At 68.1% G+C, this 12,632-nt stretch carries 11 protein-coding genes; 8 read left to right on the forward strand and 3 right to left on the reverse strand.

The features are described from left to right. Positions 1–132: 132 nt before the first annotated feature. From pdhA to AC1DEL_RS26585, 4 genes are all read left to right on the forward strand, one after another. Entirely contained in the window at positions 133–1,224 is a 1,092-nt protein-coding gene (gene pdhA / locus AC1DEL_RS26570; protein ID WP_454757675.1) for a pyruvate dehydrogenase (acetyl-transferring) E1 component subunit alpha, read from the forward strand. Next, positions 1,217–2,194 (forward strand): alpha-ketoacid dehydrogenase subunit beta, encoded by a 978-nt coding sequence (locus AC1DEL_RS26575; protein ID WP_092296961.1) that lies wholly within the window; start codon positions 1,217–1,219, stop codon positions 2,192–2,194. The genes pdhA and AC1DEL_RS26575 overlap by 8 nt, the downstream gene beginning before the upstream one ends. A 9-nt stretch (positions 2,195–2,203) precedes the next feature. Beyond that, complete coding sequence (locus tag AC1DEL_RS26580) at positions 2,204–3,325, forward strand: dihydrolipoamide acetyltransferase family protein (RefSeq protein WP_477126434.1); 1,122 nt, start codon at positions 2,204–2,206, stop codon at positions 3,323–3,325. Between the two features lie 158 nt (positions 3,326–3,483). Beyond that, positions 3,484–4,137: a peroxiredoxin gene (locus tag AC1DEL_RS26585; protein WP_092296955.1), complete on the forward strand. Its 654-nt coding sequence runs from the start codon at positions 3,484–3,486 to the stop codon at positions 4,135–4,137. A 301-nt stretch (positions 4,138–4,438) separates the two neighbouring features. On the opposite strand, the gene AC1DEL_RS26590 is transcribed toward AC1DEL_RS26585, so the two are convergent. Then, complete coding sequence (locus AC1DEL_RS26590) at positions 4,439–5,401, reverse strand: chemotaxis protein (RefSeq protein WP_092296952.1); 963 nt, start codon at positions 5,399–5,401, stop codon at positions 4,439–4,441. Positions 5,402–5,899: 498 nt separating this feature from the next. Between AC1DEL_RS26590 and AC1DEL_RS26595 the strand changes: the two genes are divergently transcribed. Further along, on the forward strand, positions 5,900–7,300 hold the full coding sequence (locus tag AC1DEL_RS26595) for an NCS2 family permease (RefSeq protein ID WP_477159221.1): 1,401 nt from the start codon (positions 5,900–5,902) through the stop codon (positions 7,298–7,300). Positions 7,301–7,711: 411 nt separating this feature from the next. Continuing rightward, positions 7,712–8,029 (forward strand): H-NS histone family protein, encoded by a 318-nt coding sequence (locus tag AC1DEL_RS26600; protein ID WP_092296944.1) that lies wholly within the window; start codon positions 7,712–7,714, stop codon positions 8,027–8,029. A gap of 31 nt (positions 8,030–8,060) precedes the next feature. On the opposite strand, the gene AC1DEL_RS26605 is transcribed toward AC1DEL_RS26600, so the two are convergent. Further along, a complete protein-coding gene (locus AC1DEL_RS26605; protein ID WP_255370887.1) occupies positions 8,061–8,669 on the reverse strand; it encodes a hypothetical protein in 609 nt (202 codons plus the stop codon). 196 nt (positions 8,670–8,865) lie between these two features. Next, on the reverse strand, positions 8,866–9,813 hold the full coding sequence (locus AC1DEL_RS26610) for a LysR family transcriptional regulator (protein ID WP_092296941.1): 948 nt from the start codon (positions 9,811–9,813) through the stop codon (positions 8,866–8,868). A 115-nt stretch (positions 9,814–9,928) separates the two neighbouring features. On the opposite strand from AC1DEL_RS26610, the gene AC1DEL_RS26615 reads away from it, so the two are divergent. Both AC1DEL_RS26615 and AC1DEL_RS26620 read left to right on the forward strand, forming a co-directional pair. Next, on the forward strand, positions 9,929–11,167 hold the full coding sequence (locus tag AC1DEL_RS26615) for an MFS transporter (protein WP_441645589.1): 1,239 nt from the start codon (positions 9,929–9,931) through the stop codon (positions 11,165–11,167). 165 nt (positions 11,168–11,332) lie between these two features. Further along, positions 11,333–12,622, forward strand: coding sequence for an MFS transporter (locus AC1DEL_RS26620; protein ID WP_477126433.1), 1,290 nt, complete (start codon positions 11,333–11,335; stop codon positions 12,620–12,622). Positions 12,623–12,632 lie beyond the last annotated feature (10 nt).

Genomic DNA, 12,632 nt, shown 5'->3' on the forward strand with positions numbered 1-12,632 from the left:
CGCCGCCCCGTGCGGCAGCGCACGCCCGCTCCCCGCATCCGTGCCCTACACTCGAAGGCAGCAGCGTCCACAAGATGCTGCGCCGCACAGGGCACCGCGAACCTGACAGGGTTCCAACACGGGGACATCCACATGGACACTGTTGCGCGCTTCGAGATCGGCTTTACCCGCTACCTTTCCGCCCAGGGCACCGCCAGCCCAGACCTTCCCCCCTTCGCCCGCGACCCGGCCGCGCTGCTGCCGCTGTATCGCGCCATGGTGCTGACCCGCCAGTTCGACCTCAAGGCCATCGCCATGCAGCGCACGGGCCAGATCGGCACGTTCGCGTCCGCGCTCGGGCAGGAAGCGATTGGCGTCGGGGTGGCCTCCGCCATGCTGCCGGACGACGTGCTGGTGCCGTCCTACCGCGACCACGCCGCGCAGTTTGTGCGGGGCGTCACCATGACCGAGAGCCTGCTGTACTGGGGCGGCGACGAGCGCGGCAGCGGCTTTGCGGCGGCGCCGCATGACTTCGGCAACTGCGTGCCGATCGGCACCCAGGTGGGCCACGGCGCCGGCGTGGCTTATGCGTTCCAGCTGCGCGGGCAGCCCCGCGTGGCGGTGACCATCGTCGGCGACGGCGGCACCTCCAAGGGCGATTTCTACGAGGGGATGAACATGGCCGGCGCGTGGCACGTGCCGCTGGTCATCGTCGTCAACAACAACCAGTGGGCGATCTCCATGCCGCGCAGCAAGCAGACCGCCGCGCAGACGCTCGCCCAGAAGGCCATCGCCGCCGGCATTCCCGGCGAGCAGGTCGATGGCAACGACGTGATTGCGGTGCGGCACCGCGTGGGCGAGGCGATCGACCGCGCCCGGGCCGGCGGCGGCCCCACGCTGATCGAGGCCGTGACCTACCGGCTGGGGGACCACACCACGGCCGACGATGCCTCGCGCTACCGCGACGAAGCAACGGTCAAGGCCGCCTGGGCGCAGGAACCCATCGTGCGGCTGCGCGACTACCTCGCCGCGCAGGGCGCCTGGGACCCGGGCCGGGAGGAGGCGCTGATCCGCGAATGCCAGCAGGCCGTGGCCGCTGCCGTGGACGCCTACCTGGCCCTGCCGCCGCCCGACACCGGCGCGATGTTCGACTGCCTCTACGCCACCCTGCCCGCCGCGCTGGAAGCCCAGCGCGAGATGGCGCGCCAATATCAGACGACCCCGCCAGGAGCCCATCATGGCTGAACTGCATCTGGTGGAAGCGGTGAACCTGGCGCTGGCCCACGCGCTGGCGCATGACCCGGACGTGGTGCTGCTGGGCGAGGACATCGGCGTCAACGGCGGCGTGTTCCGCGCCACGGTGGGCCTGCAGGCGCGCTTTGGCGAGGCGCGCGTGATCGACACCCCGCTGGCCGAAGGCGGCATCGTCGGCGCGGCCATCGGCATGGCGGCGATGGGACTCAAGCCGGTGGCCGAGATCCAGTTCGCGGGCTTCATCTACCCGGCCATCGACAACATCCTCAACCACGCCGGCCACATGCGCCACCGCACGCGCGGCCGGCTGGGCTGTCCGATGGTGGTGCGCGCGCCGAGCGGGGCCGGCATCCACGCGCCCGAGCATCATTCCGAAAGCCCCGAGGCGATGTTCGCGCACATGCCGGGCATCCGCGTGGTCATGCCATCCTCGCCCGCGCGGGCCTACGGGCTGCTGCTGGCGGCCATCCGCGATCCGGACCCGGTGATCTTCCTGGAGCCGACGCGGCTCTACCGGCTGTTCCGGCAGGAGGTACCCGACGATGGCGAGGCGCTGCCGCTCGACGCCTGCTTCACGCTGCGCGACGGTGCCGACCTCACGCTGGTGAGCTGGGGCGCGATGCTGCAGGAGACGCTGGCCGCCGCCGACCAGCTGGCCGACGAAGGCATCGGCGCCGCCGTGATCGACGTGGCGACGCTGAAGCCGCTCGACATGGACACCATCCTCGAATCCGTGGCCCGCAGCGGCCGCTGCGTGATCGTGCACGAGGCGCCGCGCACGGCGGGGCTCGGCGCGGAGATCGCGGCCAATCTGGCCGATGCCGGCCTCTATTCGCTCAGCGCGCCGGTGCAGCGCGTGACCGGCTACGACACCGTGGTGCCGCTGGCCCGGCTGGAGCACAGCTACCTGCCCTCCGTGGCGCGGATTGTCGATGCCGCGCGGCGCGCGCTGGCGGCCTAGGAGACGTTCATGCGGACCTTCAAGCTGCCCGATCTGGGCGAGGGATTGCAGGAAGCGGAGATCGTGGCGTGGCACGTCAAACCCGGGGACAGCGTGGCGGCGGACGAGCCGCTGCTGTCCGTGGAGACCGCCAAGGCCATCGTCGAGATTCCATCGCCATTCAGCGGCCAGGTGGCCAAGCTGTTCGCGCAGCCGGGCGATATCGTCCACCTCGGCGCGCCGCTGGTGGGCTTCGAGGGCGCCGGCAGCGCCCAGGACGATGCCGGCACCGTGGTGGGCGCGGTGAAGGTCGGCACGCAGGTGCTGGCGGAAGCCGCCGCGCCGCTCGGTCCGGGTGGCGCGCACGGCATCAAGGCCACGCCGGCGGTGCGGGCGCTGGCGCGCAAGCTGTCGGTGGACCTCGCCATGGTCACGCCCTCCGGCCATGACGGCCTGATTACGGCCACGGACGTGCAGCGCGTGGCCACCACGCTGGCCGATCTCGGCCCGGCCGAAGTGGTGCGGGGCGTGCGCCGGGCGATGGCCCAGAACATGGCCCGCGCACAGAGCGAGGTGGCGGCGGCCACGGTCATGGACGATGCCGACCTGCACGCCTGGCAGCAGGATGCGGGGCCGGGCAACGACATCACGATCCGGCTGGTGCGCGCGCTGGTGGCCGGCGTGCATGCCGAGCCGGGGCTCAACGCGTGGTACGAGGGCCAGAGCGGGCGGCGCCATGTGCTGGAGCGGATCGACGTCGGCATTGCTGCCGACCTGCCCGAGGGTCTGTTCGTGCCGGTGCTGCGCAACGTCGGCAAGCGCGACGCCGCCGACCTGCGCACCGGGCTCGACCGCATGCGCGCGGACATCATCGCGCGCACCATCGCCCCGGAGGAGATGCGCGGCAACACCATCACGCTGTCCAACTTCGGCATGATCGCGGGCCGCTACGCGGCGCCGATCGTGGTGCCGCCCACGGTGGCCATCCTCGGCGCCGGGCGTATACGTGACGAAGTGGTGGCGGCCGGCGGCCAGCCCGCCGTGCATCGCGTGATGCCGCTCTCGCTGACCTTCGACCACCGCGTGGTCACGGGCGGGGAGGCGGCGCGCTTCCTGCGCGCGGTGATCGCGGACCTGGAACGGCCGGCGTAGCGCCGTCCCTTTCCCCCTCCGAAATGTGACGCCGAGACTACGCCGACCATACGCCCGTGGAGGGAGTTTTTTCACCGTGTAATTCCTATACTGGAGTTCCCCGGCGACGCCGGCAGCCCAATCATCCACCTGGCCCTGACTGAAACAAGGAGTGCGACATGGCAATTCGACTAGGCGAAGAAGCCCCTGACTTCACCGCTGATACCACGGAAGGCAAGATTCGCTTTCACGAATGGATGGGTGACAGCTGGGCGATCCTGTTTTCGCATCCGAAGGACTTCACCCCGGTCTGCACGACCGAGCTGGGCTACATGGCCAAGCTCAAGCCCGAGTTCGACAAGCGCAATACCAAGATCATCGGCCTGTCGATCGACCCGGTTGACGACCACCAGCGCTGGGCCAAGGACATCGAGGAGACCCAGGGCAGCGCGGTCAACTATCCGATGATCGGCGACGCGGACCTGCACGTGGCCAAGCTGTACGACATGATTCACCCCGAGGCTAGCGGCGGCAAACGCACCGCCGTGGACAACGCCACGATCCGCTCGGTGTTCATGATCGGCCCGGACAAGAAGGTCAAGGCCATGCTGGTCTATCCGATGAGCGCGGGCCGCAATTTCGACGAGGTGCTGCGCCTGCTGGACTCGCTCCAGCTCAACGCAAAGCACACCGTGGCCACGCCCGTCAACTGGAAACCGGGCGAGGACGTGATCATCCCGACATCGGTCTCGGACGACGATGCGAAGAAGAAATATCCACAGGGCTTCAAGACGCTGAAGCCGTACCTGCGTACGGTGGAGCAGCCGAAGTAAGCAGCTGATGTAAACAGGGGAGAGCCGGGGCAGGCGGGCGAAGAATGCGAACGAGAGCTATCCACAGTTCCAGTGGATAATCGCCCACCCCGCGACCCGCAAACCCGCGCCAGCATTGGAAAGAGCTGGACTGCCCGATTTTTATGCAACTGGTTTCGGAGAGGGGAGGCGTTGCTCCCCTCGCCCGCTTGCGGGAGAGGGGTTGGGGGAGAGGGCAAGTGGTTCTCGATGCGACACTGCATGTTGAACCGCCGGCCCTCTCCCCTGCCCCTCTCCCAAAGGGAGAGGGGAAAAGACGCGTTTACGGATGGCGGGCCATCACGCCGCGGATGGTGTCCGCGAGATCCTTCGCCAGGAATTTCGACACATAGGCATCGGCGCCGACCTTGCGCACGTGCTCCTCGCTGGCCTCGCCGGAGAGCGACGAGTGGATGACCACCGGCAGGGACTTGAGCCGTGCGTCGCTCTTGATCTTGCGCGTGAGCGTGAAGCCGTCCATCTCGGGCATTTCCAGGTCGGTCAGCACCAGCGCGATCTCGTCGCGGATGGTCTTGCCCTGCGAGGCGGCGAGATCGGCGATGCTGCCCAGCATCTCCCATGCCTCCTGGCCCGTCTTGGTCATCACCACCTGCACGCCCATCGCCTTCAGGCCGTTCTCGATCAGGCCGCGCGCCAGCGCCGAGTCATCGGCGGCCAGCACCTTGGTGCCAGGGCGCAGGTTCAGCGCCGGGCCCACGGTGGCCGGGTCCACGTCCGGCTGGCGGGTGGGCAGCACATCGCGCAGGATCTGCTCCACGTCGAGCACCTGCACCAGACGCGGGTTCTCGCCGCCGACATCGAGCTTGGCGATGCTGGTCACCAGCCCGCCCTTGACGCTCGTCTCGGCCGAGATCACCTGGCTCCAGTCCAGGCGCACGATCTCTTCCACGGCTTCCACGGCAAAGCCCTGGGTGGAGCGCGCGTACTCCGTCACCAGCATGATGTTCAGGCCGGACTTCGGCTGGCACTCCAGCAGGCGCGGCAGGTCGATCACGGGAATCACCTGGCCCCGGATGTCGGCCATGCCGAGGATGGACGGCTCGGCGCCCACCACGGTGGTCACCGACGGCATCACCAGGATTTCGCGGACCTTGAATACGTTGATGCCGAACAGTTCGGATTGCCCGCTGTTCGCCGCGTCGCCAAGTCGGAACAACAGCAGTTCGAACTGATTGTTGTTGGTCAGGTTCGTGCGCTCGTCAATGTCTCTCATCGCGCTGGTCATCGTGCTTGCTCCGCTGCTGGCTGGGGGTGACTATGGGTAAATGGACAGGTGTTGCCAAAGGTCTATCGGCGCCGCCGCCGGGACCTTTAGCGATCCCGCCCGCTTTCCGGCAGGATGCCCCGGCCATGTGACCGGAACCTACCTTCCAGGGCCCATCGAAGGCCAAAATCGCCGTCCGGCCGTCCACCGAGGGAAATCCCTGAGCCTCCGGAAGCACCGCAAACCCGTGGTTATTCGGCGCCCCGCATGTTCCGCATCGCGCCCCGATGATGAAAGCGGCGCAGCGCTCCCCTACCGTTGAGCCTCGCCGGATCCTGCCCGCCAGAGGCAGCCGACCGGCCACCGGCCCCCGGGCCGGACACCGAGGAAAGAGACGCCCGCACCCCGAGCACCGATGCCACCGGGACCTCCGCCCTCGCACCCAGAACCACGTGAGACAAGCTGACGCCGTATCCGTACGCGGACCGGCGCGGCGCCCCTGCAAGGAGGCAGACCATCATGATCGAACAGCCGTATCCGTCCGTCACGGACGTGGATGACGTAGCGCACGCGCAGGGCACGCGCGCCGGCCGCGCGGGAAAAATCGACGAGTATTTCCAGATCAGCGCACGCGGCAGCACGCGGCGCCGCGAGGTGGTGGCCGGCACCACCACCTTCATGGCGATGGTCTATGCCGTGTTCGTGGTGCCGGGCATGCTCGGCAAGGCCGGCTTCGACACCAGCGCGGTGTTCGTGGCCGTGTGCCTGACCACGGCCTTCGGCTCGCTGCTGATGGGGCTCTGGGCCAAGCTGCCCATCGCCATCGGCTGCGCCATCTCCCTCACCGCCTTCATGGCCTTCGGCCTCGTGCTCGGACAGAAGCTCTCTCCCGAGGTGGCGCTCGGCGCCGTGTTCCTGATGGGCGTGGTCTTCACGGCGATCTCGGTCACCGGCGTGCGCGCCTGGATCCTGCGTAACCTGCCGGCCGGCGTGGCCCATGGCGCGGGGATCGGCATCGGACTTTTCTTACTGCTGATTGCCTCGAACGAGGTCGGCCTGGTGGTCAAGAATCCCGGCSCCGGCCTGCCCGTGCAACTGGGCCACATCACGGCGTTCCCGGTGGTGATGTCGGTACTCGGGCTGGCGGCGATCTTCGGCCTGGAGCGCCGTCGCGTGCCGGGCGGCATCCTGCTGGTCATCATCGTCATCTCGGCGCTGGGCCTGATGTTCGACCCGGCCGTGAAGTACACCGGCGTGTTCGCGCTGCCGAGCCTGTCGACGCCCGGCCATGCCTCGCTGATCGGTGCGATGGACATCCGCGGCGCGCTGTCCGCCGCCGTGCTGCCCAGCGTGCTGGCGCTGGTGATGACCGCCGTGTTCGACGCCACCGGCACGATCCGCGCGGTGGCCGGCCAGGCCAACCAGCTCGACGCCACCGGCCGCATCCATAACGGCGGCCGCGCGCTGACCGCCGACTCGGTCAGCTCGATCTTCTCGGCGATGTTCGGCGGCGCCCCGGCGGCGGCCTATATCGAGTCCACCGTGGGCGTGGCCGCCGGCGCGCGCACCGGCCTCGCAGCGGTGACCGTCGGCGTGCTGTTCCTGGCCGTGATGTTCTTCTCGCCGGTGGCCGGGCTGGTGCCGTCGTACGCCACGGCGCCTGCGCTGATGTACGTGGGCCTGCTGATGCTGTCCAGCGTCAGCCGCCTGCATATGGACGATCTGGTCGATGCCATGGCCGGTCTGGTTTGCGCGGTCTTTATCGTGCTGACCTGCAATATCGTCACCGGCATCATGCTCGGTTTCTGCACGCTGGTGATTGGCCGAATCGTCTCGGGCGAATGGCGCAAGCTCAATATCGGCACCGTGGCCATTGCCGTGGCGCTGGCCGCCTTCTATGCCGGAGGCTGGGCAATCTAAGAAATGTCCGATCCCATCGGTCAACGATGTGTGCGGTACCACCCTGGGTAACCAGTGGAATTCRCAGCCCCCGGAGTCTTTCCCTCCGGGGGTTTTTTTCTTGCCGAGTCGCCAAAAATATCAGTGCCGCCAATCCTGCGCGGCGCCTGTCATGCGCGGCGATTTTCGCTCCGCGATTTCGGCATTGGTCGAGATTCGTCGGCATTCGTCGAAATGCATCGACATTGAAATTCGTTCAAATCCGAAAATACGGACTTGCGTAGTCCGATTCAGATCCCACATCTGGAACAAACGTTTTTTATTAGGAAAATCCGTTTATCTTTTGTAATATTTTATGGGACGACTAGTCACGACAATAGTCAGCAATGTCCTGTAACATGCCGCGAACAACAATCTGAACGGGGATCCAAAATGCCGACCTACAAGCAACTACTGGCTGAAAAAGAAGCACTGGAAGCCAAACTCAGCGAGGTGCGCGCCAATGAAGTCTCTGGCGTCGTGGCGCAGATTCGCCAATTGATGGCCGATTACGACCTGACGGTCGACGATATTGCGCCGAAGCGCCGTCGTGGTCGTCCCGCTGGCAGCGGTGCCAGCCCGGCACGCAAGACCGCAGCGCTGCCCCCGAAATACCAGGACCCGAAAACCGGCAAGACCTGGTCGGGCCGTGGCCGCGCCCCGGCATGGCTGGGCAAGCGCCCCGAGCGCTTCCTGATCGAACAAGCCTGAGTTCGATATTCCTCTCGATAAGCGCTGACGCTTATTGCCCTGCGCGCGCCGGCTCAACGCCCGGCGCGTCGCAAATCAACTCCTTTCGCAACGCCCGGAATCCCTGCTGGCTGGTTTCCTGCACCAGATTGGCCCCGCCATCGGGCCTTGGCTGCAGGCGCAGCACGCGCGCCGCGCATTGGCTCGCCGCTTCATCGCGCGTATAGCGGATTTCATATTGCGCGCCTGACTGCGGAATGAATGACACCCCCGCCGCGCAGCGTATCTCTTCGGCCGGCGGCGCCGCCATCGACGTCACCGCGACATACACCCGTTTGCCGACCGCCACCTTGCGCTCGCGCGTCTGCGCGGGCGGCTCGGGAGAACTGCCTGCCATGTCCAGCCCCCGGTCTCGCCCCATCGCGGCGAGCTGCTTGCCCATGCCGGCCAGCACCAGCGGCCGGGCCGGCGTCGGGCACTTCGCCGGGTCCACCACGCTGAAGGTGGTGTTCTCATCGGTATTGGTCAGCAGCCGCACGCTGGCATAGGGGGCGCCCGAGGGCACGCGGTACTGGGCCACGCAGCCGGACAGGCCGGCGCCAGCCACAACCACGAGAAACATCGGGAAAACCCTTGCCGCAACAAGCCGGATCTTGCGCATAGGAAGCACGAAGCTGACAGTTGACCGAGGATGGTGGCACAGCATAGCCGCAGGAGGCGCTTTTGGGGCGTGGTCTGGCCCACGTTGAGGATATCCACAGGTTCTGTGGATATCCTGTGGCGTCGCACCCCCGGGGCCGCGTCTGTGCGTTACCCCACCGGACTGCTCAAGATTTAAGCAGTTTGTCTCGTGACCATCACCCAGCCCGGGTGCCATCCACCCCGCCATCGACCCAGCCGGCCGCCCAGGGCGGGGCGTCGCCCCACTGTTCGGCGAGGAAATCGACGAAGGCCCGCACGCGCGGCGGCACCAGCCGGCGCTGCGGCATCACCGCGTAGATGCCGCTGTCGGCCAGCGGGTAGTCGGGCAGCACCGGCACCAACCGGCCAGCCCGCAGGTCGGCGCTGACATGCCAGACTGAATGCATGGCGATGCCGAAGCCGGCGAGCGCCGCATCGGCCAGCAACTCGCCCGTATTGGCCTCCACCCGGCCCTGCACGCGCACGGCCACCTCGCCGCCGGCGCCATCGCCCATCCGCCAGACATCGGAGCGGCCCTGGCTGCCGACCAGGATCAGGCATTGATGATGGGCGAGGTCCTGCGGCGTCTGCGGCCAGCCATGCTGCGCCAGGTAGTCGGGCGAGGCGCACAGCAGACGCTGGTTGTCCGCCAGCTTGCGCGCTACCAGCGTGGAGTCCGCCAGTGTGCCGATGCGGATGGCGAGGTCGAAGCCGCTGCTGACCAGATCGAGTACATGGTCGGTCAGGCTGATGCTGAGGCGCACGCCGGGATGGGCGCGCAGGAAATCCGGCAGCAGCGGCGACAGATACTGCCGGCCGAACGAGGCCGAGGTGGTAATCCGCAGCACCCCGGTCACGCCGGCGCCCGCCTGCCGCAGCGAGCCGGACAACGCCTCCAGGTCTTCCACCAGCGCCCGGCCCTGCTCCGCCAGCACCGCGCCTTCGGGGGTGGCATGCAGCCGCCGGGTCGTGCGATGCAGCAGGCGCACGCCCAGGTCGCGCTCCAGCCGTTGCAGCCGCTGGCTGGCCACGGCCACCGAGAGGTCGAGGCTGCGCGCCGCCGCGCTGATCGAGCCGAGGTCCAGCACGCGCAGAAACAAGCCGATGTCGCCAATCCGGTCCATGATCCGATCCGATTCTCAATGATTTCTTGAAACTGATTCTGGATCTTGCCCGTTTTTCGGAAGCTGCGAAAGGCCGACACTGGCGCCTTCCAGAATCCGTCCCCAACTTCCCGACATGGCCGCGCCCCTCCCTTCCACCCCCGCCACCGGCCCGTCCTCGCGGATGCCCGTGGCGCTGTATGCCCTGACCGCCGGCTCGTTCGGCATCGGATGTGCCGAATTCGTCATCATGGGGCTGCTACTCCAGGTCTCGGCGGACCTCGGCGTGACCATCGCCGCCGCCGGCATGCTGGTCTCCGGCTACGCGCTCGGCGTGTTCGCCGGGGCGCCGGTCCTCACGCTGCTCACCCGCCGCATGCCGCGCAAGGCCGTGCTGCTGGTGCTGATGGCGATCTACACCATCGGCAACGCCGCCTGCGCGCTGGCGCCCGACTACACCACGCTGATGATTGCGCGCGTGGTGACCTCGCTCACGCACGGCACGTTCTTCGGCGTGGGCGCCGTGGTGGCCACCGGCCTCGTGCCCGCCAACCGCCGCGCCTCGGCCATCTCGGTGATGTTCTCCGGCCTCACGCTGGCCACGCTGCTCGGCATGCCCGCCGGCGCCTGGCTCGGCCTGCACTTCGGCTGGCGCAGCACGTTCTGGGCGATGACCGTGATCGGCCTGGCCTCGCTGGCGGTGATCGCCCTGCTGGTGCAGCGCAGCCGCGACGACGCCGCGCCGGCCCGCCTTGCCGACGAACTGCGCACCATCGCCCGCCCCCAAGTGCTGCTCGGCCTGCTGATGACGGTGCTGCAATCGGTCGGTATCTTCGCGGTGATTACTTATGTGCAGCCGCTGTTGACCCGGGTCTCGGGCTACGGCGAGGCGGCGGTGTCGCCCATCCTGCTGCTGTTCGGCGGCGGCATGATCATCGGCAATATCCTCGGCGGACGCATGGCGGACCGGCGTCCCACGGGTGCGCTGCTGGGCTCGCTGACGGTGCTGACGCTGGTGCTGGCCGCGATGACGCTGGCGCTCCACCAGCCAGTGGCGGTGGTGGCGTTCGTCGGCGCGCTGGGCGTGGCCGCGTTCGCCACGGTCTCCCCGCTGCAGCTGCGCGTGCTGCGCCACGCCCACGGCGCGGGCCAGAACCTGGCGTCGAGCTTCAATATCGCCGCGTTCAACCTCGGCAACGGCATTGGCGCGTGGCTCGGTGGCGTGGTGGTCGACCACGGCCCGGGGCTGACCGCGCTGCCGTGGATCGCGGCGCTGGCGCCGCTGGGCGCGCTGGGCATCGCGCTGCTGGCCGTGCGGGCCGAACGGCGGAGCGATGGCGGTCAGGCCGCCGGGCTGGCCCCGGAGGCATCGTGACTGCCTGACCCGCGTTCTCGAATTTGTCCGATCGATAACCACCAACCGGACTAGTTCCATCGACAGGGGCCACCCGCCCCGCCCGCTCCCCGGCCGGCGAATAGGCACGGCAGGCAGCCGTGCCTACGCTGGGGGCCATCCCTTGTTGTCCATTAGGACCTCTCGATGGCCTCCCCCTCATCCTCGTCCCCTCCCCCCTCCTCCGCCGTCCTGCACGACGCGCCGGCGATCTCCCGCCGCGCCAACGGCGTGCTGGCCTCCAGCACGTTCGCGTTCACCATCTGCTTCGCTGTCTGGATGGTGTTCGCCGTGCTCGGCATTCCGCTCAAGCAGCAGCTTGGCCTGAACGACACCGAATTCGGCCTGCTGGCCGCCATGCCGGTGCTGAGCGGATCGCTGATCCGCGTGCCGCTGGGCATCTGGACCGACCGCTACGGCGGCCGCATCGTCTTCTTCCTGCTGATGCTGGCCACCGTGGTGCCGATCTGGCTGCTCGCCTATGCCACCACCCTCTGGCAGCTGCTGGCGCTCGGGCTGCTGCTCGGGTTGGCCGGCGGCTCGTTTTCGGTGGGCACGCCCTATGTGGCGCGCTGGTTCCCGCGCCATCGGCAGGGGCTGGCGATGGGCATCTTCGGCGCCGGTAACTCCGGGGCCGCGCTAACCAAATTCGTCGCCCCGGCGCTGATCGCCGCCGCCGGCACCTGGACCATCGTGCCGAAGGTCTACGCGGTGGCGATGCTGGCCACGGCGCTGCTGTTCTGGGTCTTCTCGGCCAGCAACCCGGCGCACCGCGTGGCCGCCGGCAGCGCCGGCTGGCGCGCCCAGATGGCCATGCTGCGCGACCCACGGGTCTGGCGCTACTCCCAGTACTACTCGGTGGTGTTCGGTGGCTACGTGGGGCTGGCGCTGTGGATGACGCGCTACTACATCGGCGAATATGGGTTCGACATCCGCATCGCCGCCTTCCTGGCCGCGTGCTTCTCCCTGCCCGGCGGCATGCTGCGCGCCATCGGCGGCTGGATCTCGGACCGCTACGGCGCCCATCGCACCACCTGGTGGGTGATGTGGGTGAGCTGGGTTGGCTTCTTCCTGCTCAGCTACCCGCAGACCGACCTCGTGATCCAGACCGCCAACGGTCCGCTGGCCTTCCACCTCGGCCTGTCCCCCACGCTGTTCACGGTGCTGCTGTTCGCGGTGGGCATCGCGTTCGCCATCGGCAAGGCGTCGGTATTCAAGTTCATCGCCAATGACTTCCCGCAGAACATCGGCGCCGTCTCCGGCGTGGTGGGGCTGGCCGGGGGGCTCGGCGGCTTCATCCTGCCGATCCTGTTCGGCGCGCTGGCCGACCTGACCGGCGTGCGCAGCAGCTGTTTCATGCTGATGTACGGCACCGTCTGCGTGAGTCTGGTGTGGATGCACTACAGCCATCGCGGCGCCGCCCCGGCGGTGGCCTGAATCTTTCCCA

This window comes from Cupriavidus sp. 10L43_2 (assembly GCF_056395265.1).

Excerpts from the sequence above, each read along its gene's own strand:
- AC1DEL_RS26600 (WP_092296944.1), top strand. The coding sequence starts at position 7,712 with ATGCCGACCTACAAGCAACTACTGGCTGAAAAAGAAGCACTGGAAGCC.
- AC1DEL_RS26590 (WP_092296952.1), bottom strand. The coding sequence starts at position 5,401 with ATGACCAGCGCGATGAGAGACATTGACGAGCGCACGAACCTGACCAAC.
- AC1DEL_RS26610 (WP_092296941.1), bottom strand. The coding sequence starts at position 9,813 with ATGGACCGGATTGGCGACATCGGCTTGTTTCTGCGCGTGCTGGACCTC.
- AC1DEL_RS26605 (WP_255370887.1), bottom strand. The coding sequence starts at position 8,669 with ATGCGCAAGATCCGGCTTGTTGCGGCAAGGGTTTTCCCGATGTTTCTC.
- AC1DEL_RS26620 (WP_477126433.1), top strand. The coding sequence starts at position 11,333 with ATGGCCTCCCCCTCATCCTCGTCCCCTCCCCCCTCCTCCGCCGTCCTG.
- pdhA (WP_454757675.1), top strand. The coding sequence starts at position 133 with ATGGACACTGTTGCGCGCTTCGAGATCGGCTTTACCCGCTACCTTTCC.
- AC1DEL_RS26615 (WP_441645589.1), top strand. The coding sequence starts at position 9,929 with ATGGCCGCGCCCCTCCCTTCCACCCCCGCCACCGGCCCGTCCTCGCGG.
- AC1DEL_RS26575 (WP_092296961.1), top strand. The coding sequence starts at position 1,217 with ATGGCTGAACTGCATCTGGTGGAAGCGGTGAACCTGGCGCTGGCCCAC.
- AC1DEL_RS26580 (WP_477126434.1), top strand. The coding sequence starts at position 2,204 with ATGCGGACCTTCAAGCTGCCCGATCTGGGCGAGGGATTGCAGGAAGCG.
- AC1DEL_RS26585 (WP_092296955.1), top strand. The coding sequence starts at position 3,484 with ATGGCAATTCGACTAGGCGAAGAAGCCCCTGACTTCACCGCTGATACC.